The 26,548-nt window shown below is 36.3% G+C and carries 27 protein-coding genes; 18 read left to right on the plus strand and 9 right to left on the minus strand.

The window, feature by feature from the left end; genetic code table 11:
- Positions 1 to 9 precede the first annotated feature (9 nt).
- On the minus strand, positions 10 to 348 hold the full coding sequence (locus BM361_RS13450; protein ID WP_038261433.1) for an ArsR/SmtB family transcription factor: 339 nt from the start codon (positions 346 to 348) through the stop codon (positions 10 to 12).
- A gap of 137 nt (positions 349 to 485) precedes the next feature.
- Positions 486 to 2,936: a TonB-dependent receptor gene (locus BM361_RS13455; protein WP_074979489.1), complete on the minus strand. Its 2,451-nt coding sequence runs from the start codon at positions 2,934 to 2,936 to the stop codon at positions 486 to 488.
- A 109-nt stretch (positions 2,937 to 3,045) separates the two neighbouring features.
- On the opposite strand from BM361_RS13455, the gene BM361_RS13460 reads away from it, so the two are divergent.
- Positions 3,046 to 3,405: a CoA-binding protein gene (locus BM361_RS13460; protein ID WP_038261439.1), complete on the plus strand. Its 360-nt coding sequence runs from the start codon at positions 3,046 to 3,048 to the stop codon at positions 3,403 to 3,405.
- 29 nt (positions 3,406 to 3,434) lie between these two features.
- Here the strand turns inward: BM361_RS13460 and BM361_RS13465 are convergent, their stop codons facing one another.
- Both BM361_RS13465 and BM361_RS13470 read right to left on the minus strand, forming a co-directional pair.
- Positions 3,435 to 3,896 carry a lipocalin-like domain-containing protein gene (locus BM361_RS13465; protein ID WP_074979491.1) on the minus strand — a complete coding sequence of 154 codons (462 nt, stop codon included), beginning with the start codon at positions 3,894 to 3,896 and terminating at the stop codon, positions 3,435 to 3,437.
- Between the two features lie 31 nt (positions 3,897 to 3,927).
- Complete coding sequence (locus BM361_RS13470; RefSeq protein ID WP_074979493.1) at positions 3,928 to 5,385, minus strand: sodium:solute symporter; 1,458 nt, start codon at positions 5,383 to 5,385, stop codon at positions 3,928 to 3,930.
- An 83-nt stretch (positions 5,386 to 5,468) separates the two neighbouring features.
- Here BM361_RS13470 and recR point away from each other — a divergent pair, with 83 nt between their 5' ends.
- The 13 genes from recR to BM361_RS13535 all read left to right on the plus strand — a co-directional run bounded on the left by recR (position 5,469) and on the right by BM361_RS13535 (position 16,345).
- Complete coding sequence (gene recR, locus BM361_RS13475) at positions 5,469 to 6,086, plus strand: recombination mediator RecR (RefSeq protein WP_038261448.1); 618 nt, start codon at positions 5,469 to 5,471, stop codon at positions 6,084 to 6,086.
- Between the two features lie 172 nt (positions 6,087 to 6,258).
- Entirely contained in the window at positions 6,259 to 7,557 is a 1,299-nt protein-coding gene (locus BM361_RS13480) for a dihydrolipoamide acetyltransferase family protein (protein ID WP_074979494.1), read from the plus strand.
- 95 nt (positions 7,558 to 7,652) lie between these two features.
- Positions 7,653 to 8,429: a 3'-5' exonuclease gene (locus BM361_RS13485; RefSeq protein WP_038261453.1), complete on the plus strand. Its 777-nt coding sequence runs from the start codon at positions 7,653 to 7,655 to the stop codon at positions 8,427 to 8,429.
- A gap of 98 nt (positions 8,430 to 8,527) precedes the next feature.
- Entirely contained in the window at positions 8,528 to 9,139 is a 612-nt protein-coding gene (locus BM361_RS13490) for a fumarylacetoacetate hydrolase family protein (RefSeq protein ID WP_074979496.1), read from the plus strand.
- Positions 9,140 to 9,478, plus strand: a complete 339-nt coding sequence (locus tag BM361_RS13495) for an Hpt domain-containing protein (protein ID WP_074979498.1) — start codon at positions 9,140 to 9,142, stop codon at positions 9,476 to 9,478.
- A complete protein-coding gene (locus BM361_RS13500; protein WP_074979500.1) occupies positions 9,478 to 10,725 on the plus strand; it encodes a competence/damage-inducible protein A in 1,248 nt (415 codons plus the stop codon). The genes BM361_RS13495 and BM361_RS13500 overlap by 1 nt, the downstream gene beginning before the upstream one ends.
- Positions 10,726 to 10,801: 76 nt before the next feature.
- Positions 10,802 to 11,038, plus strand: a complete 237-nt coding sequence (gene rpmB / locus BM361_RS13505; protein WP_038261468.1) for a 50S ribosomal protein L28 — start codon at positions 10,802 to 10,804, stop codon at positions 11,036 to 11,038.
- Between the two features lie 20 nt (positions 11,039 to 11,058).
- A complete protein-coding gene (gene rpmG, locus BM361_RS13510) occupies positions 11,059 to 11,241 on the plus strand; it encodes a 50S ribosomal protein L33 (protein ID WP_038261471.1) in 183 nt (60 codons plus the stop codon).
- Positions 11,242 to 11,253: 12 nt separating this feature from the next.
- Complete coding sequence (locus tag BM361_RS13515; protein WP_074979502.1) at positions 11,254 to 11,406, plus strand: DUF4295 domain-containing protein; 153 nt, start codon at positions 11,254 to 11,256, stop codon at positions 11,404 to 11,406.
- Between the two features lie 213 nt (positions 11,407 to 11,619).
- The gene (locus tag BM361_RS13520) at positions 11,620 to 13,254 is read left to right on the plus strand and encodes a glycoside hydrolase family 5 protein (RefSeq protein WP_083425955.1); all 1,635 of its coding nucleotides are present in this window, start codon (positions 11,620 to 11,622) and stop codon (positions 13,252 to 13,254) included.
- Between the two features lie 148 nt (positions 13,255 to 13,402).
- A complete protein-coding gene (gene ftsY / locus BM361_RS13525) occupies positions 13,403 to 14,356 on the plus strand; it encodes a signal recognition particle-docking protein FtsY (RefSeq protein ID WP_038261473.1) in 954 nt (317 codons plus the stop codon).
- Positions 14,357 to 14,450: 94 nt separating this feature from the next.
- Positions 14,451 to 16,064: an amidase family protein gene (locus BM361_RS13530; RefSeq protein WP_254785837.1), complete on the plus strand. Its 1,614-nt coding sequence runs from the start codon at positions 14,451 to 14,453 to the stop codon at positions 16,062 to 16,064.
- Between the two features lie 5 nt (positions 16,065 to 16,069).
- On the plus strand, positions 16,070 to 16,345 hold the full coding sequence (locus BM361_RS13535; RefSeq protein ID WP_038261478.1) for a hypothetical protein: 276 nt from the start codon (positions 16,070 to 16,072) through the stop codon (positions 16,343 to 16,345).
- Here the strand turns inward: BM361_RS13535 and BM361_RS13540 are convergent.
- The 3 genes from BM361_RS13540 to BM361_RS13550 all read right to left on the minus strand — a co-directional run bounded on the left by BM361_RS13540 (position 16,338) and on the right by BM361_RS13550 (position 21,252).
- Positions 16,338 to 18,848, minus strand: coding sequence for a M14 family metallopeptidase (locus BM361_RS13540; protein ID WP_074979508.1), 2,511 nt, complete (start codon positions 18,846 to 18,848; stop codon positions 16,338 to 16,340). The genes BM361_RS13535 and BM361_RS13540 overlap by 8 nt on opposite strands.
- A gap of 178 nt (positions 18,849 to 19,026) precedes the next feature.
- Positions 19,027 to 19,416 carry a PUR family DNA/RNA-binding protein gene (locus BM361_RS13545; RefSeq protein WP_038261482.1) on the minus strand — a complete coding sequence of 130 codons (390 nt, stop codon included), beginning with the start codon at positions 19,414 to 19,416 and terminating at the stop codon, positions 19,027 to 19,029.
- A 78-nt stretch (positions 19,417 to 19,494) separates the two neighbouring features.
- Positions 19,495 to 21,252 (minus strand): ABC transporter ATP-binding protein, encoded by a 1,758-nt coding sequence (locus BM361_RS13550; protein WP_074979510.1) that lies wholly within the window; start codon positions 21,250 to 21,252, stop codon positions 19,495 to 19,497.
- Positions 21,253 to 21,393: 141 nt separating this feature from the next.
- Here BM361_RS13550 and BM361_RS13555 point away from each other — a divergent pair, with 141 nt between their 5' ends.
- From BM361_RS13555 to yajC, 4 genes are all read left to right on the plus strand, one after another.
- Entirely contained in the window at positions 21,394 to 22,497 is a 1,104-nt protein-coding gene (locus tag BM361_RS13555) for a Leu/Phe/Val dehydrogenase (RefSeq protein WP_074979511.1), read from the plus strand.
- An 83-nt stretch (positions 22,498 to 22,580) separates the two neighbouring features.
- On the plus strand, positions 22,581 to 23,522 hold the full coding sequence (nusB, locus tag BM361_RS13560; RefSeq protein WP_038261491.1) for a transcription antitermination factor NusB: 942 nt from the start codon (positions 22,581 to 22,583) through the stop codon (positions 23,520 to 23,522).
- Positions 23,523 to 23,590: 68 nt separating this feature from the next.
- Positions 23,591 to 24,067: a DUF1573 domain-containing protein gene (locus BM361_RS13565; RefSeq protein ID WP_038261494.1), complete on the plus strand. Its 477-nt coding sequence runs from the start codon at positions 23,591 to 23,593 to the stop codon at positions 24,065 to 24,067.
- A gap of 19 nt (positions 24,068 to 24,086) precedes the next feature.
- Positions 24,087 to 24,374 carry a preprotein translocase subunit YajC gene (yajC, locus tag BM361_RS13570; protein WP_074979513.1) on the plus strand — a complete coding sequence of 96 codons (288 nt, stop codon included), beginning with the start codon at positions 24,087 to 24,089 and terminating at the stop codon, positions 24,372 to 24,374.
- Between the two features lie 53 nt (positions 24,375 to 24,427).
- Here the strand turns inward: yajC and BM361_RS13575 are convergent, their stop codons facing one another.
- Together BM361_RS13575 and pepT are read right to left on the minus strand one after the other, a co-directional pair.
- The gene (locus tag BM361_RS13575) at positions 24,428 to 25,018 is read right to left on the minus strand and encodes a YdeI/OmpD-associated family protein (protein ID WP_074979514.1); all 591 of its coding nucleotides are present in this window, start codon (positions 25,016 to 25,018) and stop codon (positions 24,428 to 24,430) included.
- A 6-nt stretch (positions 25,019 to 25,024) separates the two neighbouring features.
- Positions 25,025 to 26,269, minus strand: a complete 1,245-nt coding sequence (gene pepT, locus BM361_RS13580) for a peptidase T (RefSeq protein ID WP_074979516.1) — start codon at positions 26,267 to 26,269, stop codon at positions 25,025 to 25,027.
- Positions 26,270 to 26,548 lie beyond the last annotated feature (279 nt).

Raw genomic sequence — 26,548 nt, forward strand, 5'->3', positions numbered from 1 at the left:
AAAATTTTTTTAGCAGCACTGTTCATCGCAGGCTTCGTTTTTGTAGGTATCGAAAAATGAAGAGAACAATGCTTTGATATGATTCCAGTTTATTGGATCGATACAATAACATACGCTGGTTCCTTCAATATTTCCTTTTATTAGGCCTACATTCTTAAGTTCTCTGAGGTGTTGAGAAATTGTTGGTTGTGCTAACCCTATTTCTTCAACTAAATCGCCACAGATACATTGGTCGACTCTGATGAGGTATTCAATAATTGCGACTCTCGCAGGGTGACCAATAACCTTGGCTATTTTGGCAATCTGATTTTGCTCTTCTGTAAAGATTTCTGTTTTGGTAATACCCATTTCTGTTAATTATTATATTGCAATATTACGATTAAGTTGATAAAGAACAAAAAAATCCGGGTTATTTTTCCCGGATTTAATATAACTAGCAATAAAACACTAACCATTGACTTTGTAAAAATTGCATAGTTATCTTATTATAAGATTCCTCCACCAGCATCTTTGGTGTTGTCATCTCTGTTCTTTCTGCTTAATGCTCTATTTTTACCACTTCCAAATCGATAAGACAGTCCGAGGTAAACACTTTGACTTTCCCAGTGGAATGAACCTTCCTGTTGGTATGGGTTTTCTCCTTCGAAAGCGAATCGCATAGTATTAAAAATGTCGTTATAATTTAAACTCAATGTTCCTTTACCCTCAGCAAAGCTTAAACGAGCTCCGGTGTTTACAAAATACATTGGTTTCGTTTCAAATTGAATTCCTTTGGCGCTGGATCTATACATGCCGAATAATGACAGCGTTAATATTTTTGTTACTTTAAAATTGTTATTCATTCTAAAGTTCCATGGGGTATTAGTGATCTTAACTTCTTCGGTGATAATCTCGTCGATAGTGATATTTTCATCTGGTGAAATCGATCGCTCGGTTACACTTCTTTGAGTTTGAGAGTAGAGATCGAAACTGGCATTAAAATTCCACCATTTTGTCGGTCTGTAGTTGGAGGAGATTTCTAATCCATAAGCTGAGGTTCGATCAAAATTATCGAAGGTTAAAATAATTTTTTCGGTATCGACTCTATCGATGTAAACCGCCCTGTTGATTTCATCTTCTATAAGCCTGTAAAAAACGCCCGCTGTAATACTTCCATTTTTTAATCTTCGGGTATAATTGGTTTCAATTGAGTTTGTGAATTGCGGTTCGAGTAATGGGTTTCCCAGTGATGATATTTGCGGAGTGCTCCATTCCCTGAATGGGTTTACCTGGTTTAATCCCGGTCTGTCAACTCTACGGCTAAAACTCAATTGGTATTGATTTTTTTCAGTAGGGGTATAGGTTAAAAACCCTGAAGGGTATATTTGTATATAATCATCGTTGTAAACTCTGTTCTCGTTTAAATCAGCATCTACGTCTACTGTTTCTGCTCTTGCTCCTAACTGATAAGCCCATTTCTCATATTCATGAGCAAAGGTTACATAGGCGGAATAGATGTCCATGTTGTAAATAAAGTTTCTGTCGGGAGTTGCTTCCAGATTTCCTGAGTCCGGATTAAAGGTTAGTCCGGTTGAGGAGTAATCGATATCAGATTCATATAATCTGGCTTCTAATCCAGCCTCCAGTTTTGAATTTTCTGAAATTGGATTTACATAATCCAAATTGCTTATTAGCTGTGTTCTGTCGGTGCCTACAAAATCGGAATAGTTTTGTAGGTTGGTATTTCCTCCATAAAGAAAATCGAAGTCGCTGTCACTTTCAAAAGTATTGTAATCAACTTCTAGTTCGATATTGTGACCTTCTTTAGCAAAATCAAGTTTATAGTCAAAGTTGTACTGTTGACTATGATTGTCTGTTTTATTGTAGGCATTCTGGAAATAATTTCTTGTTGGATCGTCGTTGTAAATAATGTTGGTGTTTCCTTTCGCTTTTCCGTCATAAATGTTTTGGTTAGTAAAGAAAGAAATCGTGTTTTTATCGTTGAGATAAAAGTCTACCCCGACTTTGTACAGGTATGATTTGTTGTTATCCTGAAAATTAAATAGTTGTTCTGAGTTTTCTACATCCCGAAAAATATTTCCATGGTTATTATTTTTGCCAATATTTGTTCCGATATTGCCATACAGGTTGAATTTTCCATTTCGGTAATTTAAATCGAGAGCACTATTAAATTTAGCATTTTCATCGTAGGTAAGCCCAACGCTGGCATTACCGTTAAACCCAATATTAGCGTTTTTATGTAAAATGATATTGATGATACCGCTCATGCCCTCAGGATTGTATTTAGCTGAAGGGTTTGTTATTAGTTCAATGCTTTTAATTGAGGTAGAAGGAATTTGTTTTAGGAGTTGATTAACCGGTATGTTTGAGAGTTTTCCGTCTACCATTACCCTAACGTTTTCATTGCCTCTCATGCTAATGTTTCCCGTTTGTTGATCTACATTAATAGAAGGAAGGTTGTTCATTATATCTGAAGCCGAGGCACCAGCAGTACTAAGGTCTTTACCGATATTAATTACTTTTCGATCTATTTTTTGCTCAATGGTAGTTCGTTCTCCTACCACACTAACTCCTTCTAATTCAATTGAATTTTCAGATAAGGTGATGGTACCTAATTCAAGCTTTCTGTTGTCTCTGGAAATGGTTATTTCTTTAGTGAAAGACTGATATCCTATGAATTGTACCACAAAAAGGTGGGTTCCTTCTTCGATGTTTTTAAGTTCGAATACACCTTCGTCATTGGTAATTCCCCCTGTAATATTAGATCCGTCTACTTTAGACTTTACAACTACAGATGCGTAGGGGATAGGTTGATTAAGTGTTTTATCTATTACTTTACCGGTTATAGACCCAATCTTTGCATTCGGAGAAGGTTGTCCGAAGGATTGGAGGCCGATACAAGTTAACAGCATAAATGTAACAATGAAATTTCTCATTGGTTAGTTGATTTTTTGATTGATGATAATTGTTTTAGTTTCGTATTTAATTGACGACCGCTTAGCTAATGTGTTACTCGGTTTTAAAATAATTAACACTTTTTAACAAATGGGAAAAACTTTAATCATGGGAGCTTCACTTCAGCCAAGCCGCTATAGTTATATAGCTCTAAAGCGATTGAGAATGTATGGGGAAAGTGTTGTGGCCTTTGGAAAGCATAAAGGCAGGGTAGCTGATGTTGTGGTCGAAGACCAGTTGATTCGGTATACAGATATAGATACTGTTACTTTGTATCTTAGACCTGAGGTTCAGAAAGAATTTTACGATTACATCCTTTCTTTGAAACCAAATCGCGTTATATTTAATCCGGGCACTGAAAATGAAAGCTTTTACGAGCTTTTAGAGGCGAATAAAATTCGGCATGAGGTGGCATGTACATTGGTTCTGCTTTCCACCAAACGGTATTAGGACCAGGGTGTGGGTTTTTATGAATAAGGTTATTTTAACCGAACCAATTTCTCCATATTAATATGGTTTACGCCGATCTTGTCGATTTTCTCAACACCGATAGTGGTAAGCGTGTCGTTATGAATTGAATATTCGAATGAAAAAGAATTATTCTCCCATGCCCGGTAATTGCAATATTCTAAATATTCAGTATATATGTTATCTTCAATTGTATAAGGGCCACCTCCAGCTGCAAAAACTGCTGTGCTGTCATTGCTGGTATTCTTGTCATGCCTTAAGAATGCGAAATGCGTTTCGTTTATAATTTTAATCATTTCCTGATCTTTTGTATAATCGGTAATGATTGTATCATTGTCTTTGATGGTTATTCCGGTTATTAATTTCCATGTGCCAATGATAGAGGTCTTTACCGGAGCATGATTTTGTTTTTTCTCAGGAGCGCATGCTGCGCTTACTATGAGGCTTACCGTTACTAATGCAAGTTTTTTCAATTATTCTAATTTGATTCGTTGTTATTAAAGATTATTTCTTTCTAATTATTAGCAGGCCAATAAATGTGATTATACCATTTAAGATTAATAACTCATAACCCCATTGGTATCCACCGATATATTCTGACGGTAATTTTGCGATAAGATAGGAAAGTGTAACGGATACTGCTGCAACCCACGGTACCATTTTATCTTTGATATTGTGATTTGTAAAAATACCGAAGGCAAATAAGCCAAGTAAGGGTCCGTATGTATATCCAGCGACCGTCAGCAAGCCGCTTATAACACTTTGATCTAACAGGTAGTAAAAGCTAATTATAACCAGCACTAAAAGGCCGGCCATCATAATGTGCACCTTTTTCCTTGTTTTCTTTTGGGTGTTCTGTGGCCTCTTTTCTATGTTCAGGAAGTCGATACAAAAAGAAGTGGTTAGTGATGTAAGAGCGCTATCTGCACTTGAATATGCAGCAGCGACCAGTCCTAACGTAAAGAATATGGCAACTGAAATACCAAGATCTGATTTTAGGGCAATTTCCGGATAAAGCAAGTCGGTTTTTGTTACTCCATCTACTACAGGGATATCTATATTGTTCGCATTGGCATAAATGAACAAAAGTGCTCCCAGGAGCAGGAAGACAAAATTCACGAATACCAGAATGACACTAAAACTAATCATGTTTTTTTGAGCGTCTTTGAGTGATTTACAGGTAAGATTCTTTTGCATCATGTCCTGATCCAGTCCCGTCATGCATATGGTGATAAACATTCCACCTAAAAATTGTTTTACAAAATGATTTTTCGCCATGAAGTCGTCGAAGAAAAAGATTTTGTCAAATTTTCTAAGCTCTTTGCTATCAAGGAAGTCCCCAAGACCCCAGCCCATTTGTTGGTATATTAAAACGATAGTTACTACCAGGGCTATTAGCATAAATAGGGTTTGAATGGTGTCGGTCCAAACAACTGTTTTTACGCCTCCTTTAAAAGTGTAAATCATGATAAGTAATACTGATATAAGTACCGTTAGAGCAAAGGGAAAGTGCCAAAACTTAAAGACGAACTCATGTAAAACGCTTGCAACTAAAAATAATCTGAAAGCTGCTCCCAGCACCCTGGAAATAAAGAAGAAGGCTGCTCCGGTTTTGTGGCTTACAATCCCGAATCTATTTCCTAAATATTCGTAGATTGATGTTACATTGAGTTTGTAATAAATAGGCATCAGGACAAATGCGATCACGAAATATCCGAAAAGATAGCCGAAGACTACCTGCATATAGCTAAACATACCGCTGCCTACGTCTCCGGGCACAGAGATAAAGGTAACACCACTTAAGGATGCGCCAATCATACCAAATGCCACGATGAACCATGGGGATGATTTGTTAGCCTTGAAGAAGGCTTCATTGGAGTCTTCTTTACCAGTAAAGTATGAAATGATGATTAGTACAGCAAAGTAGATTGCGATGAGGATTAGGATATGTATAGGCTTCATGGATGTTTGTAAAATTTACAAGCCAAAATACAAAACTCGATTTGAATATCATCTAGCTGAATCTAAAATCGTAAATTCGTAGCATGGATTTTTCATCTAAATTATTGGAGAACGCAGTATACGAAATTTCGCAATTACCCGGGATTGGTAAGCGCACTGCACTACGTCTGGCCTTACATTTATTGAGGCAACCCAAGGATCAAACGGAGCGGTTGTCTTTTGCTTTACAAAACTTAAGAAACGAGATCAAGTATTGTAAAAATTGTCATAATATTTCGGATGTCGATTTGTGTGAGATATGCGCCAATCCTAAGCGAGAGGAGTCTTTAGTGTGTGTGGTAGAAGATATCAGGGATGTTATGGCTATAGAAAATACGGGTCAGTATAAGGGCTTGTATCACGTGTTAGGAGGAAAGATATCGCCATTGGATGGCATTGGTCCGAGTGATTTAAATATTCATTCCCTGGTGGAAAAGGTAAAAGAAGGGGTGGTTAAAGAGATTATATTTGCATTAAGCTCGACGATGGAGGGGGATACGACGAATTTTTACATTTATAAGCAGGTAAGTCCATTTAATATAAAAACGTCCACCATTGCCAGAGGTATAGCTGTAGGTGATGAATTGGAGTATGCAGATGAGGTTACGCTTGGAAGAAGTATTTTGAATCGAATTCCTTTTGAAAACTCTTTAAAAAGTTAAAAAGAGCTTCTTTGAATTGGATGAGTTTATGTAAAAGCCTTAATTTTATACACCGAATATAAAGTTATTGATCGATGAACTGTGAATATTTTTTATTGATTTACTAACGAATCATCTATTTTTTGATTAATTTCGCAACGCAACTAACAAAAATTACTACTGAATTAGAAATATGGCAAAATTTGAACTAAAATTACCTAAGATGGGGGAGAGTGTTGCAGAGGCAACTATAACCTCTTGGTTAAAGGAAGTTGGAGATACTATTGAAGCGGATGAGGCAGTATTAGAGATAGCTACTGATAAAGTGGACTCTGAGGTTCCCAGTGAAGTTGAAGGTGTTTTGGTCGAGCGATTTTTTGAAGTAGACGATGTGGTTCAGGTTGGACAGGTTTTGGCTGTGATAGAGACTGAAGGTGATGCACCTGCAGAAAGCAATGTAGCAGAGCCAGAAGAACAGATGGAAGAAGCTGTTTCTGAATTGGAAGAATCAATGGAGTCTGCCAAAGCAACCGTAGCTACTACGAAGGTTGATTTTTCAGCCTCTGATCGTTTTTATTCACCTTTGGTTAAAAATATGGCTAAAGAGGAGGGGATTGATGTAACGGAATTGGATACTATTCAAGGTACAGGTAAAGATGGGCGTGTAACCAAAAACGACATGCTTGCCTATATTGAAAACAGGAAGTCAGGACAAGCAATCAAGTCGAAAACAACGAAGCCGGTTGCGCCAATAGCGCCATCAGTACCAGTTTCTGTTAATGGTGAGGATGAGATCATAGAGATGACCAGAATGGGTAAGCTTATTGCTCATCATATGACGGAGAGTAAACATACTTCGGCTCATGTTCAGAGTTTTATTGAGGTGGATGTTACTAAAATAGTTAACTGGAGAAATAAAATTAAAAAGTCGTTCGAGCAAAAAGAAGGAGAGAAACTGACTTTTACTCCAATTTTCATGGAGGCTATCGCGAAGGCTATTCGTGATTTCCCATTGATCAACATTTCTGTTGATGGTGATAAAATCATAATAAAGAAGAATATAAATCTTGGGATGGCAGCAGCCTTGCCTGATGGTAATTTAATTGTTCCTGTTATTAAAAATGCGGATCGATTGAACTTGGTGGGTATGGCCAAAGCTGTGAATGATCTGGCGGGTCGTGCTCGCTTAAACCAGTTGAAGCCTGATGAAATTCAGGGGGGGACCTATACGGTAACGAATGTTGGGACATTTGGGAGTGTGTTTGGAACACCGATCATCAATCAGCCTCAGGTTGCCATTTTGGCTTTGGGCGCTATCAGAAAGGTTCCTGCCGTTATAGAGACCCCCGATGGAGATTTTATAGGTATAAGACATAAAATGTTTTTATCTCATAGTTATGATCACCGTGTTGTTAATGGTGCTCTAGGAGGGCAGTTTGTGAAACGCGTTGCTGAGTATCTTGAAAGTTGGGATTCTGAAAGAGAAGTATAATTTAAGTATATAAATATTATCTTGTTAATAAACCCTGAAACTTTCAGGGTTTTCTTTTTTGATAATGTATATTTACCAAGGAAAAATAAAATGAAATGGATTTAAATCTGACCAAACCCATATGTTTTTTTGATCTTGAAACCACGGGTACGGACGTAGCTAAAGATCGCGTTGTGGAAATATCTATTTTGAAGGTATATCCTAATGGGAATAAGGAAAGTAAAACGTGGTTGGTTAACCCTGAAATGCCAATTCCGGCGAATGTTTCAGCAATTCATGGGATAACGGATGACAGAGTGGCTAATGAGCCCACTTTTAAAGAGTTGTCTAAGGAGATTTATAACATGATTAAGGATAGTGATCTGGGCGGGTATAACTCTAACCGATTTGACATACCTCTGTTAGCTGAGGAAATGCTCAGGGCTGATGTTGATTTTGACATGAAAAACAGGGTGTCTGTTGATGTTCAAACTATTTTTCATAAAATGGAGCAGCGTACCTTAACTGCTGCTTACAAGTTTTATTGCGATAAAAATTTAGAGGATGCTCATAGTGCAGAGGCGGATACCATGGCGACCTATGAGGTATTGAAAGCCCAGGTAGCAAGATATGATGAGCTGGAGAATGATGTGAAGTTTTTATCGGCATTTACCACAAGGAAACAGACGGCAGATTTTGCGGGTTTTATTATTTATGACAAGGAGGGGGATGAAGCCTTTTCTTTTGGGAAGCATAAGGGGAAGAAAGTTGAAGAAGTTCTTGAGCAGGAACCCGGGTATTTTGGATGGATATTAAACGCGGATTTTCCTTTGTATACCAAAAAGGTGTTAACGGCTATTAAATTGAGAAAGCTTAATAATAAACTTCAATAGCTTGTTTTAAAAGTCATTTCATATCGGATGATTCTGTGTTTTTGGAGTTTGTTTTGGTTTAATGATTTATTAATTGGTAACTTAAGATTGTTTAGGAGATGAAGATTATTTGTGTTGGAAGAAATTATACGGAACATATTGAGGAGTTGGCTAATGAAAAGCCGGATAACCCCGTTGTTTTTATAAAGCCCGATACTTCGATTTTGAATAAAGAACAAGGTTTTTATATTCCGGATTTTTCTGAAGAAGTACATCATGAAGTAGAATTACTTGTTCGAATTAATAAGGTCGGGAAGCATATTGATCCGAAGTTTGCTCATAAATATTATGACCAAATTAGTTTAGGGATTGATTTTACCGCCAGAGATCTTCAGGCTAAACTTAAGGAAAAGGGATTACCTTGGGAAAAGGCTAAAGCTTTTGATGGTTCAGCTCTTATAGGAGAATGGATAGACAAGAATGAATTTGAAGATATAGATAAGGTTCATTTTAATCTTATTAAGAATAGTGAAGTTGTTCAGAAAGGAAATACAGCTCACATGTTATGGAAAATTGACGAGCTAATATCATATGTCTCTAAATACTTTACGCTTAAAACAGGGGATGTTGTATTTACGGGAACTCCATCCGGGGTTGGTAAAGTTACTAAAGGTGATTATTTGGAGGGATATTTGGAAGGAAAGAAATTGTTTACCCTTAATATAAAATAAATGAAATACCAACTAGATAAACTGAACGAATTAGCTGCCGGTGATCAGGAGTTTATAGAGACTATTGTCGCGGCATTTTTGGAAGAAGTACCAGGAGATTTAAACAGCTTAAAGGAGGCTATTGGACAAGAAGATTTTGACGCTATTTATCAATATGCTCATAAGCTAAAGCCTAATTTGGATTTGCTGGGAATGGAGTATGCCAAAAATAGTATTCTAACCATTGAAAAGGAGGCGAAAGGTGATCAAAATATTGAGTTAATCAAGTCGTTGATTCCTGATGCTGTTGTTTATGTGGACGAAACCATATTGGAACTTAAAAAAGACTTTCAGTTGTAATGAATGCTGAAATTATCACAATTGGTGATGAAATTCTTATTGGTCAAATTGTCGATACGAATTCTAGTTTTATAGCTAAGGCACTGAATAAAATTGGAGTTTCGGTATTTCAAATGACCTCTATTCAAGACGAGAGAGCACATATTTTAAATGCGCTCAATGAGGCTGAGCGAAGGGCTGATATTGTTATATTAACCGGAGGGTTAGGGCCTACTAAGGATGATATTACCAAGTATACACTTTGCGAATATTTTAATGATGAATTAGTAGAAAATGAGGCTGTTTTAAAGCACGTGGAAGCGCTCTTTAAGAAATACCTTTCTGTGCCTTTACTCGATGTTAATAAGAAGCAGGCCTGGTTACCATCTAAGGCCGAAGTCTTGTTTAATAATTTCGGAACAGCTCCGGGAATGTGGTTTGCCAAGGGCGAGAAAATATTTGTTTCTTTACCGGGAGTTCCGTTTGAGATGAAGTCATTGATAGAGGATGAGGTTATACCCAGAATTCAAAATGCATACAAAACTCCTTACATTCTTCATAAAACGATTTTGACCTATGGTATAGGAGAAAGTGCCCTTGCTGATCTTATCTCGGATTGGGAGGATAATCTTCCGTCTTTTGTAAGGTTGGCTTACCTGCCTAATTTAGGAAAAGTGAGGTTGCGACTTACGGCTAAGGGTGATAACAGAGAGCTTATAGATTCTGAGGTAGCAAAACAGATAGAGGTATTACGCACTATTATAGGCGATGCGATCTACGGATTAGAGGAAGAGGATTCTATAGAGGCTTTAATTGCCAGACTCTTTACGGAAAAAAATAAGACTCTAAGTGTAGCAGAGAGTTGTACAGGCGGTAAGCTTGCTGAAGCTATAACCGCTGTTCCCGGAGCCTCAAAATATTTCAGGGGAGGAGTTGTAGCTTATGCTACCGATACTAAAGTGGATATTTTAAAAGTGTCGGAATCCCTTATCAATCAACATTCTGTCGTTAGCGCTGAAGTTTCTGAGGCCATGGCTCTGGGGGTTAAAAAGTTGTATAAATCGGATTATTCTATGGCTACAACGGGTAATGCAGGGCCTACCAAGGGAGATTCGGAAGCAGAATTGGGAACGGTCTATATTGCCATAGCTACGCCAAGTGGTGTGTTTTCGGAAGCATTCAATTTTGGAAATCATCGCGAAAGAGTGGTAAATAAGGCAGTAAATAAGGCTTTTGAAATGCTTCAAAAAGAAATTTTAAAAAATTAATGCCTGGTGCTTGTACGGATGGTGAAAAATTCGTTAATTTGCACCCTGTTTTGAAATAACACAAAAGTTAGAAGAAATGTCAAGAGTTTGTGAACTTACAGGTAAGAAAGCAATGGTGGGAAATAATGTTTCTCACGCAATGAACAAAACCAAGCGTAAATTTAACGCTAACCTAACAAAAAAGCGTTTTTATATCCCTGAGGAGGATAAGTGGATTACTTTAAAAGTGTCTACTTCTGCACTTAAAACTATCAATAAGAAAGGGATATCAGCGGTTTTAAAAGAAGCTAGAGCAAAAGGATTTATTAAGTAATCCTCTAAAACGATATTAAAATGGCAAAGAAAGGTAATAGAGTACAGGTTATTTTAGAGTGTACTGAGCACAAAGAGTCTGGTAAGCCAGGTACATCTCGTTATATTACTACAAAAAATAAAAAGAACACTCCGGATAGATTAGAGCTTAAAAAGTTTAATCCTATCTTGAAGAGAATGACAGTTCACAAAGAAATTAAATAATATTTTTGAGTCATGGCAAAGAAAACAGTAGCAACGTTACAAGGTAAATCAAAAAGGTTGACAAAAGCCATTAAAATGGTGAAGTCTCCAAAAACTGGTGCTTACACTTTTGTTGAGTCTGTTATGGCTCCAGAAGTTGTTAACGACTGGTTGAGTAAAAAATAAGTTCACAAAATTTATTATACATAAAGCTGCACTCTAACCGAGGGCAGCTTTTCGTTTTTGGGGTAGCGATCTCTCTTCGGATTTTATAATCGTTATATAAAGCCCTAATGCCCTTTGATCCCTTATGAGGGCTTTTTGTACCAAATAGATTTAGATTTCCGGATAAATAACCATATGCGGTAGATTTGTTTGATAAATTTAAACAGATTAATTATGGTTTATTTGATTACATCGATGTTCAGTTGGCGGCTTGCTCTTCGTGTTTTGGTTTTAACACCCGTGGTAATAGTCATGTCTTTTTTGGTGCAAAGTTGTTCAGGTTCTAATTCAAAGGAGAAAGCAACACTTAGTCGTATAAGTGTCGAAGATGGTGTTATAAAAGATGAAGCAGGCAGATCCATACTGTTAAATGGTATTTGTCATATTAATAAAGATCCGGCTGCGTATTATTTACACCAGGAAGATTCATTGTTGTTTATAAAGTTTAAAGCGCTTGGTTTTAATTGTGTTCGGTATGGTATTTTCTGGGATGCTTTAGAGCCTAGGCCAGGGGTTTATAATGAAGTCTATTTAAAGGAGATTGATAAAAGAGTCCGCTGGGCTGAGGATAATGGTATTTATCTTATTCTCGATATGCATCAGGATTTGTATGCCCGTCGATTTAGTGATGGTGCTCCGGAATGGGCAACGCTTGATGAAGATATGCCACATGTCACAGGAGCGATCTGGAGTGATTCTTATTTGTTGAGTCCTGCGGTACAAAAATCTTTTGACAATTTTTGGGCAAATAAGCCGGCCAAAGATGGTAAGGGGGTGCAAGATAGGTATGTGAATGTTTTAAAGGTTCTTGCTGAACGGTATCGCTCAAATTCATCAGTCGCTGGTATCGATGTAATGAATGAGCCGTTTCCTGGTTCCGTGGCCAAGCAAATACTACCATTATTATTGACAAAATATGCTGAAATCGTTTATGAAGACTCCGGGCAAAAGTTGAACGAGGATGAATTGGCTGCCCTATGGGGAAATGCCTCAGGTAGGAATGAGGCTCTTGAGGTGCTAAATCGAAATCAAAATTTTCAAAAGTTAATTTCTGTAATTCAAACCATTTCCGATAATTTTGAACAAGGAAGTTTATCTGCTTTTTATCAGAAAGTCCGGGATTCTATTCGGGAAGTTAATGAGGATATACTTCTAGGTTTTAATCATAATTATTTCTGTAATATGGGAGTAGAGAGTACTTTTAAGATTCCTTATGATGAAAATGGGGTGCGTGATTCTTTAGTATTGTATACTCCTCATGCTTATGATTTGGTTGTAGATACGGATGATGTGGAAAAGGTTAATGACAAAAGATTAAGCTATATATTGTCTGTTATAGATTCGTCGGCAAAAAAGCGAGGAGTGCCCGTAGTTTTGGATGAGTGGGGTGCTTTTCCACTGTCTTCTGATGTTTCTTACGTTCGTCCGTGTAATGTGCATATTAATTTAATAGAGCGATATAAGATGGGACAAACCTATTGGGCTTACCAGAAGGGCATCTCGAAGCAGTCTTATTTTTCTGATTGTTTGGTTCGAAGCTATCCGGTGGCAGTAACCGGGACTCTTTTGTCGTATAGGAATGAAATTGATGGTAGCTTTTCTTGTTCGTGGAAACCGAATCTCAGTATATCTAAACCTACTCTTATATATGTTTCCGATGTAAGTGAGTTTAAAGCTATGGAGCTTCAGACTAATGTGGCTCCTGAACATATAGAATTAATCGAAATTCCGAATTCACATTCAGCTTTTCTGGCGATTAATAGTGATGGAAAATCCAAGGTAATTAAATTTGGATGGACGGTAAAGTAGATCGATTAAAATTTAAATTGGAAGATGTTCTGTGCGGTTAATTAATGTAAACATATTGTTTTTGAAAAGAATCAGTCTATTTGAGTTTTAGTCAAGTATTTAATTGCCTAAATTTGCGTAGTTTTATCATAAATAAATTTCATAATAAATGAGCTTATTTAAAAAAATATTCTCTTCGGATAAAAAAGAGACTTTAGATAAGGGGCTGGAAAAATCAAAGACCAGCTTTTTTTCAAAACTTAGTAAGGCTGTCGCCGGAAAATCTAAGGTAGATGATGAGGTTCTGGATAATCTTGAAGAAGTATTAGTTACCAGTGATGTTGGTGTGGATACCACTTTAAAGGTAATAGAAAGAATTGAGGACAGGGTTTCGCGCGATAAGTATCTCGGCACAGATGAATTGAATAAAATTCTACGGGAAGAGATTGCCAATCTTCTTTCCGAAACCAATAAAGGTGTAGCGACTGAATTTTCAATCCCAACTGATAAAAAGCCTTATGTGATGATGGTTGTCGGGGTTAATGGAGTTGGTAAAACAACGACTATTGGTAAGTTGGCTTATCAATTTAAAAAGCAAGGAAAGAAGGTTGTTTTGGGTGCTGCTGATACCTTCAGGGCTGCTGCTATAGACCAGTTGCAGGTATGGGCAGACAGAGTTGGTGTGCCTATTGTTAAACAGGATATGGGGAGTGATCCTGCTTCTGTAGCGTATGATACCTTAAAGTCTGCTATTTCTAAAGATGCGGATATCGTGATTATCGATACGGCCGGACGATTGCATAATAAAGTGAATTTAATGAATGAGCTTTCCAAAGTAAAAAGGGTAATGCAAAAGTTGGTTGGGGATGCTCCTCATGATGTGTTGTTAGTTCTTGATGGTTCAACAGGGCAAAATGCATTCGAGCAAGCCAAACAATTTACAAAGGCAACTGAAGTTACTTCTTTGGCGGTTACTAAACTGGATGGTACTGCCAAGGGTGGAGTTGTAATAGGAATATCTGATCAGTTTCAGATACCGGTTAAATATATCGGAGTTGGAGAAGGGATTGAAGACCTTCAGGTATTTAATAAGTATGAATTTGTAGATTCTTTTTTTAAGTAACAGGTACCAGAAAAGCTTTTATAAAAAAAAACTCCATCTTGTTAAGGTGGAGTTTTTTTGATTTAAGTTTTTATCTTTAATGAAAAGTAACTTTATGAAATCATTTATCGCAATCGCTTTGTTTTCTTTGTGTTTGGCCTGTAAGACTGATCCTAAACAGGAGGTGTCAGATAATTATGAAGAATCGATTGAAATTTTGGAACAGCAGGAGCATCCTAATAAAAGAATGCGTTATAAATTGATTCAGTCGCGTTATAAGCAAGAGGAGCCATGGCAGGTTTTTGATGAAAAACTGGATAGTTTCCCCGTCCGGAGGTATGAGGAATTAAAATCTTCGATTTTAGGGAGGAGTATAATTCAAATTCAGGCTTCAGTTGCGAATAATGAATTCTCTTATGAGGAATTGACTCTCTTTTATCTTTATCGAATTAGATATTACGAAGGCAATCCATTAACGTCGCTTCATTCAATTATTGAATTAAATCCAGAAGCGATAGCCCTTGCCAGGGAAATGGATCTCGAAAGGAAATCGGATAAAAATCATGAAGTTTATGGTATTCCAGTTCTTTTGAAAGATAATATCGGTGCATCGGGACTTCATACAACGGCGGGTGCTGTTGCATTGGCAGAAAATATGCCGGAAGACGCTGTAGTAACGCGGAACTTAAAGGCTAAAGGTGCTATAATTCTTGGTAAGGTGAATTTAAGTGAATGGGCTTACTTTTTTTGTGATGGATGTCCGCTGGGTTACTCTGCTATAGGTGGTCAGACCTTAAATCCGTATGGCCGAAAGGTTTTTGAAACCGGTGGATCCAGTTCAGGAAGTGGAGTGGTTGTTGCCGCCAATTATGCGGTGGGAGCCGTTGGAACAGAAACTGCCGGGTCTATATTATCGCCGTCCGGACAAAATTCTGTTGTTGGGCTAAAACCGACTGTAGGTGTATTGAGTCAAAATGGAATTGTGCCCATTTCAAGTACGTTGGACACCCCTGGTCCGATGACCGGAAATGTTATGGATAATTTCATAATTTTTGATGCGATGAAGGACGTTAGTGAATTAAATATGGGGTTAGATGTTTTGCAAAAGTCAACTTTAAAGGGCAAGCGTTTTGGGGTTTTTAAGGATTTGGTTCAGGAGGATTCTCTTTATTCAAGAAGTGTTGGCTTCCTTAAAGAAAATGGGGCAGTTGTCATTGAAGTGGAAGCACCAAAATTGAGTCTGGATGGATTTATAACCCTTTTGAATATAGATATGAAAAATGATTTACCTGCATATTTAGAGGCTAATGCAACAGAAGGAGTTGCGGTTAAAACTATTGAAGAGGTGGTTGATTTTAATCTTAAAGATTCTATAGTGAGGGTTCCGTATAATCAGAAACTGTTTGAAGGAATCATTTCGGATACCACTACCTCTGAGCAATTAGAGGATATAAAAATAGATTTAGAGTCAAAGGGTCGTAGCTATTTCAATAGTATTCTAGATACTCATGATCTCGATGCTGTGCTTTCTATTAATAATTATCATGCAGCTTTTGCTGCGGTGGCAAAGTACCCGGCTCTCATTGTGCCTATGGGGTATAAAGTGTCGGGAGAGCCCGTGGGTTTAACCTTTATTTCCAAACCGTTTCAAGAAATGAAATTATATGAACTAGGGGGTGCTTATGAAAGGATAAATCCGATAAGAGAACTTCCAAAAAACTATCAATAATATTCATGAAATCATTAATTATCATTACCAAAATCGTTGCGTTTTATTGTCTTTTTTATGCCGGAGTTAAAGTCTTTGGGGTTTTTCAAGGAATGTGGTTGGTTCCTAACCTTTTTATAGCTTTAATTTTATTGATTAATGCAGCGTTGGGCTTTATCATTATAAAAAGAAACTCCTATAATTGGTGGTATGCCATTATAGGAGTTGTATTTATTTCAGCATTAAGATACTATGAATCTGAGGTATCAAATTATTTGTATCAATTAATATCTACTACATAACTTTTGAGAAGAATATGGCATTCATCAGTAATTTGTTGGTGCCATACCAAAATGCGCGGAAGTTTGTGTTATCTGTAAATGCAATTACACGTCCACTTCCGTTGCGTTGTACTTTAAAAGGAACAGCTCCTTTTAATAGTTCTAAGTTTTCCTCAGAGATGTAACCACTTAGTAATGGGTTTAAATCATATTGAATTGGATTGTTGTAGCTTTCTTCATTAGGTTCCATATAGATGTTTGTGTTTCTAAAAACCGGCAATGTTTCGTTTTTATAGCCAAAGTTTATCGGATGAGACCTATCGAGGTTTGCTTTGAAGATTGCACCTCCAGTTACCTGAGCTCCAGAAAAGAATTGCTTTTGCTCGAAAGTGATATTCTTAGCGGTCATTTCGTTTTTCTTGAATTCTACCTTGAGCAGGTCATTACGTTCGAGCCAATTTACCGCATTGCGGTAACCAATCAGGGTACCCCCATTGCGCACCCAGTCTTTTATTTTTTGGGTAGCAGTTCCGTTTAAAGCACTTCCCCATATGTTTGGAAGGATTATAGTGGTGTATTTGTCGAGACTTGTTCTGCCTAAATTGTCGGTGTCTAGTTTAGTAATTTGCATGTTATATCGCTGATCGAATAAATGCCATATTTCTCCAGCATCGTAAGATGTAATTCCATTGCCTACAATCAAAGCGACTTTCTGTTTTTTTAAGGCTTCAAAATCATTGCTTCCCAAGTCGATTCCTTTGGTTAATCCTGTTGCTACGGAGGTAATCTCTATATGTGCTTCTTTTGCAACCTTTTGAAGGAATTCGTATAGCTCGCTTTTGTTTAATTTTTGGTTTTGTACGGGAATCATTATTGTTCCGTAGTCATAGTCTTTGCCTTCAAGGCTGAAAGGTGTTTTACCTACTTTGGCTCTAAGTCCCTTGTTAAGGATCATGTTCAGAGCTTTTGGGGTGTAATACTCATGCCAATCAAACAGGTAGGCGTAGTTGCTTTGTTCGTTAACATTACCTGTTCTTAGGGTAATGTTGTTTGTTCTGTCTCCAGCTGTTTTGGTTTCTTCAAAGTCTAAATTAAAGGCATAAGGAAATGTCCATGCAGAAATGTCATAGAACAGGCTGTCTTCGAACTCAGTTCTAATGTCGAACATTGCTTCTATCAGGCGATGATTTTTTTGATTTTTGGGAACCAAATAGCTATATCCTTTTTTAAAGGTCTTTTCATTTATGGTGATATCTTCATTAGCCTGGTACAATTCAATTTTCTGACTTTCTAAAATTTTGGCTAACTGATATGTTTTGGCGGCATCTTTTTCATCTCCAAAAATATATGCGCTGCTTTTTGATTTTGCGGCCTCCTTTCTGGCATTTGAATAAAATTCTCGTTGATAGTTTAGTATATCAACGCGAAGGTTTTTTGCAGCTTCAAGGGTAGATAATGCTGTTGTGAATTGATTTCTTATGGTGAATGGAAAGGTGAGGATTCCGTTTTCTGATTCCTGTATATGTCCTCTTGAGCTTCCTTGTTCAAAAAGAATACCTATACTTCCGTTTATATCCGGGAATGTGGAACCTTTTCCGTAGTAGAAATCATCATAATCCTCTTCTGAGTAATATAGAGAGCCGATTTTATCTAATGCCTTTGCATGATATTTTGCAATTTCTTTTGTAAATTGTTGGTTCATTTTTGGAGTTAAAGGATTCACTCTAGAGGGTTCTCCCGGCTGGAAAAAGAATGTTGAATTTGTACCCATTTCATGATGGTCGGTAAGGATATTGGGCATCCATTGGTGAAATGTTTTAATACGTGCTTTACTTTCCGGTAATTGTATCGGGAGCCAATCTCTGTTAAGGTCAAACCAGTAATGATTTGTTCGACCACCGGGCCAAACTTCTTCATATTCTCTGTCATTCGGGTCAGGATTGAGAACATGGCTTCTATTGGTGTTAGCCCAGTAAGCAAAGCGTTGAAGTCCATCAGGGTTCAGAGATGGGTCGAGAAGAATGACAGTATTCTTTAATAAATCATTTATTTCATTTCCTTCAGCAGCAGCCAGATAGTAAATAGTAGCCAGTGCAGCGTTGGATCCACTCGGTTCATTTCCGTGTATAGAAAAACCTTGATAAACCACAATTGGCATATTTTCCGTATTAAGTGAATTCCCACTGTTTTCGGTTAGTTGAACATGGCTTTTTCTTATTTCGGTGATATTTGAATGGTTTTCAGGTGCGGTGATTGTTAAGAGGATTATTGGTCTTCCTTCATAGGTTTCACCTCGATTTTCGATGCTGACTCTCGGGGATACTTCAGCAATTTTTTTCATGTATTCTACCAGTTTATCATGAGTTACGTGCCATTCTCCAACTTCATGACCTATAATTTCTTTGGGGGTGGGTATTTCCTGGTTGAAGGATATGTTTTGAGGTAAATAGTAATCTAATGAAATATTGTTTTGCCCTAAGAGGATTTGGGTGAAAACAATAAATAGAAAAGTAATTTTTTTCATAGGTGTTGATTTTCTTAAAGAGTAAATTACCTCTAAGACGTTTCTTAGAGGGGTTAATTTATGAGTACATTATAGTAAACTATTCTTGGTATGATATGGATCATACCTGATAAGTAAATATAAAAAAACCACCTTTGAATTAACAGAGGTGGTTTCTACTTAAGAAAGTTTTAACTTTTTAAATATCGTCAAAGCTGATATCGGTAAACTTTTCGGTATTAACTTCTTCTACGTTTGATTCCGAATCGCCATTTGAAGAGAAGCTTTCTTTTTTAAAGTTTTTCTGATGTCTTTCAGATATAACTTCTTCTCCTTTGTTGTCTATGATGAAATTGGTGGTTTCATCAAGGATTTCTTTGAAGGCATCAAAATCTTCTTTGTAGAGATAGATTTTGTGTTTTTTGTAATGGAAAGAACCGTCGTCGTGAGTAAACTTTTTACTTTCGGTGATTGTTAAATAATAATCTCCAGCTTTGGTTTCTCTTACATCAAAGAAATAGGTTCTTCTTCCGGCTCTTAAAACTTTAGAGAAAATTTCGTCTTTCTCTAATAAATCTTTTTCGCTCATAATCCCTCTTGTAGTCTTAAAATTAGTTTTTTCAACAAATCAAAAATGTGAAAAAAATCGCAACGAAACAAAAAAAAATCAGTTTTCTTTTTCTGACAATTGATTTAAATATAGTTCTTTGTAGTATCCTTCCTGGTTTATTAATTGATTGTGAGATCCTTGCTGAATTATTTGTCCGTTTTCTAAAACTATAATTTTATCTGCGTTTTTGGCCGAAGAGACTCTATGACTTACAATAATTGTAGTTTTTTCGCTCGAAATTTTTCGAAGATTATTTAGAATTTGTTCTTCTGTTTCAGTATCTACTGCAGATAATGAATCGTCAAAGAGATATATCTGAGGATCTTTTATCATGGCTCTGGCGATTGAAACTCGTTGTTTTTGGCCCCCACTTAAAGTGATACCTCTTTCTCCCAATACGGTTTCGTATTTTTTATTAAATCCAAGAATATTTTCGTGTACAGCAGCTTTTTTGGCTGCTTCGATTACCTCTTCATCTGTTGCAGATGCTTTTCCGAATTTGATATTGTTTTTTATCGAATCAGAGAACAGGAAGGCATCTTGAGGAACAGCACCAATACTATTTCTCAGGTCAGATAAATTCATTTTTCTTATTGGTGTCTTATCTATATAAATAGTTCCTTCGGTCGTGTCATAGAGTCTTCCAATAAGATCCAGGATGGTGGATTTTCCGGATCCTGTTTTACCGATTATGGCTAATGTCTGTCCTTTTTCTATGGTAAAGGAAATATTTTTTAAGGCTGTTATATTGGTATCATCATATGTCAAGCTAACATTTTTAAATGTTATTTCTCCTTCAACAGGTGTATGCGTGTCTACTTCATTTTGAATTTCCGGGGTTAGGCTCATGAATTCATTAATTCTCTTTTGTGAAGCTTCTGCTCTTTGGACTATAGAGGTAACCCATCCGACTATCGCCACGGGCCATGTCAGGAAGTTTACGTACATAATAAATTCAGCGATGATTCCAATAGAGTTAATTTCTCCGTTGATGTATTGCATACCCCCTACATAAATTGCCAGGGTGGTACTTAGTCCTATCATTAATATCATTAGGGGCATGAACCATGCGTTAACTTTAGCCAAATTCATACTACGGTTCTTGCCTTCGTTAGCAAGATTTACCAGGGAGGTGTTTGTTTCAGGTTCAATACTGTATGCTTTTATTACAGAAATCCCAGAAAATGATTCTTGAGAGAATGCAGATAGATCTGATAAATATGCTTGAACGGAAGTACTTCTTTCGTGAATCACTTTACTGATCTTATAAATAAGAATGGATAGAAATGGTAATGGTATTAATGTGTACATTGCCATGGTAGGTGATTTGTAGATCATTATTGGGATGACACAGATAAACAAGGTAATGGTTTGGATACTATACATAATGGCCGGGCCTGCATAGCTTCTTACCTGGGTAACATCTTCACTAATTCGGTTCATTAAATCTCCTGTTCGGTTTTTTTTGTAGAAGCCGAGTGAAAGTTTTTCGTATTGTTTAAATATTTCATTTTTCAGGTCGTATTCTACATATCTGGATACATTAATAATGGTTTGTCTCATTAGGAAAGTAAAGAAAGCAGATAGGAGGGTAGTGCCGATAATGATCAGGATGTATAAAATGAGTTCATCTTTTACTTCCGTGAGACTTGCATCGGGGGTGTTTAAGTAATTCTGAACGGCTGTGATCGACTTATTAATATATGGAGGGAGAAACAATGAAAATATTCTTGCTATGATGGTAATGATAACTCCAATTAAGAGTTTCCATTTGTATTTATAGAAGAATTTATGAATTGATTTTAATTCTTTCATGTCTTATTTGAGGTTATTTAGATTTGATAAATAAGTAATTAAAAACGTTAATTTTATCAAATATTCAATTTAGGTATTGTTTTTTAGTTTATTTTTGACGAATTAAAAATTTAACACGCTAAAAATTTAAAATTCGTAAATATGAAATCAGAATTGATTGCTCTAAATGATCTTAAAAAAGTGGACCCGGTGTTTGGTCAAATTTCTTTTGATAATCATGAACAAGTTGTATTCTGTCAGGACAAAGATACAGGATTAAAGGCAATAATTGGTATTCATAATACAGTATTGGGTCCAGCTTTAGGAGGAACCAGAATGTGGAAATACAATAATGAATGGGAGGCCTTGAATGATGTGTTGAGATTATCTCGCGGTATGACTTTTAAATCTGCGATCAGTGGTTTAAATCTTGGTGGAGGTAAAGCTGTAATTATTGGAGATGCCAAAACTGAAAAAACTCCTGAACTCATGCAGAAATTTGGAGCTTATGTTCATTCATTGGGAGGTAAATATATTACTGCAGAAGATGTAGGGATGGAGACTTCAGATATGGATTTGGTACATGATGTTACTCCTTACGTTACTGGTATTTCCGAATCAAGAGGAGGCGCTGGAAATCCATCACCAATTACTGCTTATGGTGTATATATGGGAATGAAAGCGGCGGCTAAGTTTCAGTTCGGTTCTGATGTTCTTTCTGGTAAGAAGGTGTTGGTTCAGGGAATTGGTCATGTTGGTGAAACTTTGGTTTCTTATTTAACCAAAGAAGATGCAAGGGTTGTTATTGCGGATATTAATGAAGAACGACTTAATGAGGTAAGTAGTAAATATGGTGCTGAAATCTATAGAGGAAAAGATCTTTATTCAGAAGAAGCCGATATTTATGCGCCATGTGCTTTAGGAGCTACAGTGAATAATGAAACGATAGGGAAGCTAAAGGCAAAGGTTATAGCGGGTGCAGCCAATAATCAATTGGCTGATGAGAATATCCATGGTGCTTTATTGAAAGAGAAGGGGATTGCTTATGCACCTGATTTTTTAATTAATGCCGGAGGTATTATTAATGTATATGCTGAAATTGAGAACTATGGAAAGCAGGAGATCATTAATAAAACTGAAAATATCTACAATACGACCTTAGAGATTTTCTCAAAAGCGGAGTTGGAAGGTATTACAACCCATCAAGCTGCCTTAAAAATGGCTCAGTCTCGTATCGATGCTCGTAAATTAGAGCTAAAAAAATAAGAGATATTACATAAATAATTTTAATTTTGCGGGGCGAAAGGATTTACCTTTCGCCCTTAATTTTTTAGTAAGTTCTTTAAAGTATGTTAACAAGAAGACATATTCGGGTAAAAGTAATGCAGTCGATCTATGCAATAGCCCAATCTGGTAATGCCGATGTTGATAAAGAGGTGAAGTTCGTTAAATTCAGCATGGATAATATGTATAATCTCTATTTAACGCTATTAGCACTGTTGGTGGAGGTTCAAAAAAAGGCTGAAGAACAGCAGCAATTATCACAGAAGAAATATCTAGCTACCCAAGAAGAAAAAAATCCTAATAAAAAATTTGTAAACAATAGTGTTTTAAAGCTCCTGGTTGAGAATGAGCTATTGACTGAAGAGCTTTCAAATAGGAAATTGTCATGGGATTTAGATGATAAATATGTAGAGATCATATATGATGCTATTTTGGCGAGTGATATTTATCAGGAATATATGTCGAAGTCAGAAACCAATTTTAAAGAGGACAGGGAGTTTGTAATTGCCATTTATAAGAATATCATTGCGCCTAATGATAAACTTTATGATTTTATAGAGGACCGCAATTTAACATGGGTAGATGATTTGCCATTGGTGAATACGCTTATTTTAAAAATGATCACCAATCTTAAAAAGGATCCTGATGCCAGATATTTCTTACCTTCCTTATATAAGGATGAAGATGATCTAAAGTTTGCTTCAGATCTATTTAAGAAAACGGTGCTCAATTATGAGAAACTACAGGAGGAGATTGTTGGTAAAACACCTAATTGGGATGTTGAACGAATTGCGGATTTAGATTCGATACTTTTAAAGATGGCGATCTGTGAATTTTTGAGATTTCCTTCCATTCCGGTAAAAGTTACTATGAATGAATATGTGGAGATTGCCAAAGAATATTCAACTCCTAAAAGTAGTGTGTTTATTAATGGTATTTTAGATAAACTGGTGAAAGAATACCAGCAAGACAATAAACTGAATAAGGTTGGTCGTGGACTCATGTAATACTCTGTAATAATTTATTATATTACGTTAATTATTAAGTAATTTTAACCCCTTAAAATTCTAACAAAATGAAAAAAGCAGTTTTAATGTTAGTTGCCGTAGCTTCATTGTCTATTGTATCGTGTAAGGATAATGCGACTAATAAGATAAAATCAGAAAATGTTGATATTGCAGCTCAACGTGATGAGGATGCTAAGAAATTACCAGTTATGACTTTTGAAAAGACAGAGCATGATTTTGGAAATATAGTTCAGGGTACTCCGGTTGAGACCAAGTTTAAATTTACTAATACAGGAGATGCGCCTTTAATTATTACAGATGCAAAATCTAGTTGTGGATGTACGGTTCCTGAAAAACCAAAGGATCCAATCGCGCCAGGGGAAACAGGAGAGCTTTTAGTGAAATTTAATGGTTCAGGTTCGAATCAGGTTACCAAGACGATCACTGTTACTGCAAATACAGCGAATGGTAATGAAACCTTGAGAATTAAAGCGTTTGTAACACCTAAAGATAAGGCAGGGTCGCCTATAAAAGTGTCTAACTAAGTATTTAATACTATAATTAATGGAAATTTTAAATCAATTTGCCCCGTTTATTTTAATTTTTGCGGTCATGTATTTCTTCATGATACGTCCACAGATTAAAAAACAAAAACAAGAAAAGAAGTTCGCTAGCGAATTAAAAAAAGGAGATAAAGTTGTTACCAAAAGTGGAATGCATGGTAAAGTATTGGATCTAAACGATGATAATACTTGTGTTATTGAAACTATGGCGGGCAAAATTAAATTTGATCGTTCGGCCATATCTATGGAAATGTCGATACGTTTGAATGCTCCTGAAAAGAAGAAATAATCATTCTTATGATGATTTTATAAATAAATAAAGGCCGCAAGTGCGGCCTTTATTTATTTTCGATATTTATCATTCAAGCCTTCACGCTTTAAGATCATAGGGATTATCTTTTCCAGGCGTTTTAGCCTAGTGCTATCTCTTTTGGCTTCTAATAGGTATTCGGCGAATTCTTTTTTCTTGTATGGAGTAAACTCCCCGAAAGCCAGTTTTAGTTTATTATTTTCCTCAAAAGCTTGTTCGAGCTCTATTGGGATGATGAGGTTATTTGATCTAGCCGATATGACTTCTTTGCCTTCTTGTTGATTACTAATCGCTTCTTTAAGGTAGTTTAGAATTAGTTTTTTATCAATTTCATCCATAGAGGTAAACCTCCATTGTCGCATTGCTACGGTTTTACCTTCTTGAGCATTTATTAGGACATTGTTTTTATCTTCAAGAAGAGCTCCATTAAAAAACCAGAGGCCTATATGGTTTTTAAATGCACCGAGCCCAACTACATTTTTTTTGTTAATGCTGTATGTGGGGGCACCCCATTTAATGGATTCTTCCATTTGGGTCTCAAGAATTAAAGTTCTCAGGATTGTTAATTCTTTTTCCCATTTTTTGTGTTTCTTGAGGTATTCGTCAAATGAAGTAATTTTCATTAGTTTTTAATTAAGATATTTGGTAGCTGTAATTTCAGCAATCTTTACAATTACCTCTATTGCTTTTTGCATGCTTTCTACCGGGACATATTCGTATCTACCATGAAAATTATGACCGCCTGCAAAAATATTTGGACATGGTAAGCCCATGTATGATAATTGTGATCCATCGGTGCCACCTCGGATAGGTTTGATAATGGGTTCAATATTTAATTGTTTCATGGCTTCTTCTGCAATTTCTACAATATGAAAAACAGGTTCTACCTTCTCTCTCATGTTGTAGTATTGATCGCTTATTTCGATGGAAATGATATCATCGTTGTATTTTTGTTTTAAGTCGTCTGCAATTTGATTTACTAATTGTTTACGTGCTTCAAAATTATTACGGTCATGGTCTCTTATTATTCCTTCGATTTCAGTTAGTTCGATATCTCCTTTGATGCTATAGAAATGGAAAAATCCTTCTCTTTCGGAGGTGTGCTGAGGTACTTCCCGAGGAGGCAAAAGAGATAGGAATTCATTGGCCAATAAAACAGCGTTAACCATTTTATTTTTTGCATATCCTGGATGTACACTTTTACCTTTGAACTTTACGATTACTCCTGCAGCATTAAAATTTTCGTATTCTAATTCTCCAATCTGGCTTCCATCCATTGTATATGCCCATTCTGCTCCAAATTTTTTCACATCGAATTTATGAGCGCCTCTTCCTATTTCTTCATCAGGAGTAAAACCGACTCTAATATTTCCATGTTTAATTTCGGGATGATCGATTAGGTATTTCATGGCTTCCATGATCTCGGTTATACCGGCTTTATCGTCAGCACCAAGAAGTGTGGTTCCATCTGTGGTTATTAATGTCTGGCCTTTATATTGTTTTAGATCTTCAAAATAATCAGGAGATAAAACAATATTTTCAGCTTTGTTTAATACGATATCTCCACCATCATAATCATTAACGATTTGTGGGTTTACATTGGTGCCACTATAGTCTGGAGTAGTATCGAAATGAGCTACAAATCCAATGGTAGGTATTTCATGATTGACATTTGTGGGAAGGGTGGCCATGATGTATGCGTTTTCGTCTATGCTTACATCTTGCATTCCCATGTCTTTAAGTTCTTCAACAAGCTTGTTGGCCAGATCCCATTGTTTTTTAGTACTAGGTGTAGTTTCACTTTTTGGATCTGATTGTGTGTCTATGGTAATATAACTAGTAAATCGGTCTATTACTTGTTGTTTGTTTGTCATGTTGTGTTATTTTTTTCAAAAGTAAATAATTTCATTGGCAATTTTATATTCTTAGCTGTTCATGGTCGTTAATAATCTAGTTCATTAAGCTTGCTTTTTAGTGGGTTTATATAATTCTTTATTATGGAATGGCTTGTCTGACGGAGCTCCTGTGTTTTTAATTACCATGACATTATACTTGTTTTTATTTAGCGTTTTGATAGAATGAATGCGTTCGTAATTTTAAAATTAAAAGTAGTTTTTCATTCGTGTTTTTTTAGCTTATTTTTGCCCAAACAA

This window comes from Zhouia amylolytica, from assembly GCF_900116365.1.
In the GTDB taxonomy this organism is placed as follows: domain Bacteria; phylum Bacteroidota; class Bacteroidia; order Flavobacteriales; family Flavobacteriaceae; genus Zhouia; species Zhouia amylolytica.

Bases quoted from the DNA above. Each gene is read 5' to 3' on its own strand.
- BM361_RS13450 (WP_038261433.1), bottom strand. From the start codon at position 348: ATGGGTATTACCAAAACAGAAATCTTTACAGAAGAGCAAAATCAGATT.
- BM361_RS13455 (WP_074979489.1), bottom strand. From the start codon at position 2,936: ATGAGAAATTTCATTGTTACATTTATGCTGTTAACTTGTATCGGCCTC.
- BM361_RS13460 (WP_038261439.1), top strand. From the start codon at position 3,046: ATGGGAAAAACTTTAATCATGGGAGCTTCACTTCAGCCAAGCCGCTAT.
- BM361_RS13470 (WP_074979493.1), bottom strand. From the start codon at position 5,385: ATGAAGCCTATACATATCCTAATCCTCATCGCAATCTACTTTGCTGTA.
- recR (WP_038261448.1), top strand. From the start codon at position 5,469: ATGGATTTTTCATCTAAATTATTGGAGAACGCAGTATACGAAATTTCG.
- BM361_RS13480 (WP_074979494.1), top strand. From the start codon at position 6,259: ATGGCAAAATTTGAACTAAAATTACCTAAGATGGGGGAGAGTGTTGCA.
- BM361_RS13485 (WP_038261453.1), top strand. From the start codon at position 7,653: ATGGATTTAAATCTGACCAAACCCATATGTTTTTTTGATCTTGAAACC.
- BM361_RS13490 (WP_074979496.1), top strand. From the start codon at position 8,528: ATGAAGATTATTTGTGTTGGAAGAAATTATACGGAACATATTGAGGAG.
- BM361_RS13495 (WP_074979498.1), top strand. From the start codon at position 9,140: ATGAAATACCAACTAGATAAACTGAACGAATTAGCTGCCGGTGATCAG.
- BM361_RS13500 (WP_074979500.1), top strand. From the start codon at position 9,478: ATGAATGCTGAAATTATCACAATTGGTGATGAAATTCTTATTGGTCAA.
- rpmB (WP_038261468.1), top strand. From the start codon at position 10,802: ATGTCAAGAGTTTGTGAACTTACAGGTAAGAAAGCAATGGTGGGAAAT.
- rpmG (WP_038261471.1), top strand. From the start codon at position 11,059: ATGGCAAAGAAAGGTAATAGAGTACAGGTTATTTTAGAGTGTACTGAG.
- BM361_RS13515 (WP_074979502.1), top strand. From the start codon at position 11,254: ATGGCAAAGAAAACAGTAGCAACGTTACAAGGTAAATCAAAAAGGTTG.
- BM361_RS13520 (WP_083425955.1), top strand. From the start codon at position 11,620: ATGGTTTATTTGATTACATCGATGTTCAGTTGGCGGCTTGCTCTTCGT.
- ftsY (WP_038261473.1), top strand. From the start codon at position 13,403: ATGAGCTTATTTAAAAAAATATTCTCTTCGGATAAAAAAGAGACTTTA.
- BM361_RS13530 (WP_254785837.1), top strand. From the start codon at position 14,451: ATGAAATCATTTATCGCAATCGCTTTGTTTTCTTTGTGTTTGGCCTGT.
- BM361_RS13535 (WP_038261478.1), top strand. From the start codon at position 16,070: ATGAAATCATTAATTATCATTACCAAAATCGTTGCGTTTTATTGTCTT.
- BM361_RS13540 (WP_074979508.1), bottom strand. From the start codon at position 18,848: ATGAAAAAAATTACTTTTCTATTTATTGTTTTCACCCAAATCCTCTTA.
- BM361_RS13545 (WP_038261482.1), bottom strand. From the start codon at position 19,416: ATGAGCGAAAAAGATTTATTAGAGAAAGACGAAATTTTCTCTAAAGTT.
- BM361_RS13550 (WP_074979510.1), bottom strand. From the start codon at position 21,252: ATGAAAGAATTAAAATCAATTCATAAATTCTTCTATAAATACAAATGG.
- BM361_RS13555 (WP_074979511.1), top strand. From the start codon at position 21,394: ATGAAATCAGAATTGATTGCTCTAAATGATCTTAAAAAAGTGGACCCG.
- nusB (WP_038261491.1), top strand. From the start codon at position 22,581: ATGTTAACAAGAAGACATATTCGGGTAAAAGTAATGCAGTCGATCTAT.
- BM361_RS13565 (WP_038261494.1), top strand. From the start codon at position 23,591: ATGAAAAAAGCAGTTTTAATGTTAGTTGCCGTAGCTTCATTGTCTATT.
- yajC (WP_074979513.1), top strand. From the start codon at position 24,087: ATGGAAATTTTAAATCAATTTGCCCCGTTTATTTTAATTTTTGCGGTC.
- BM361_RS13575 (WP_074979514.1), bottom strand. From the start codon at position 25,018: ATGAAAATTACTTCATTTGACGAATACCTCAAGAAACACAAAAAATGG.
- pepT (WP_074979516.1), bottom strand. From the start codon at position 26,269: ATGACAAACAAACAACAAGTAATAGACCGATTTACTAGTTATATTACC.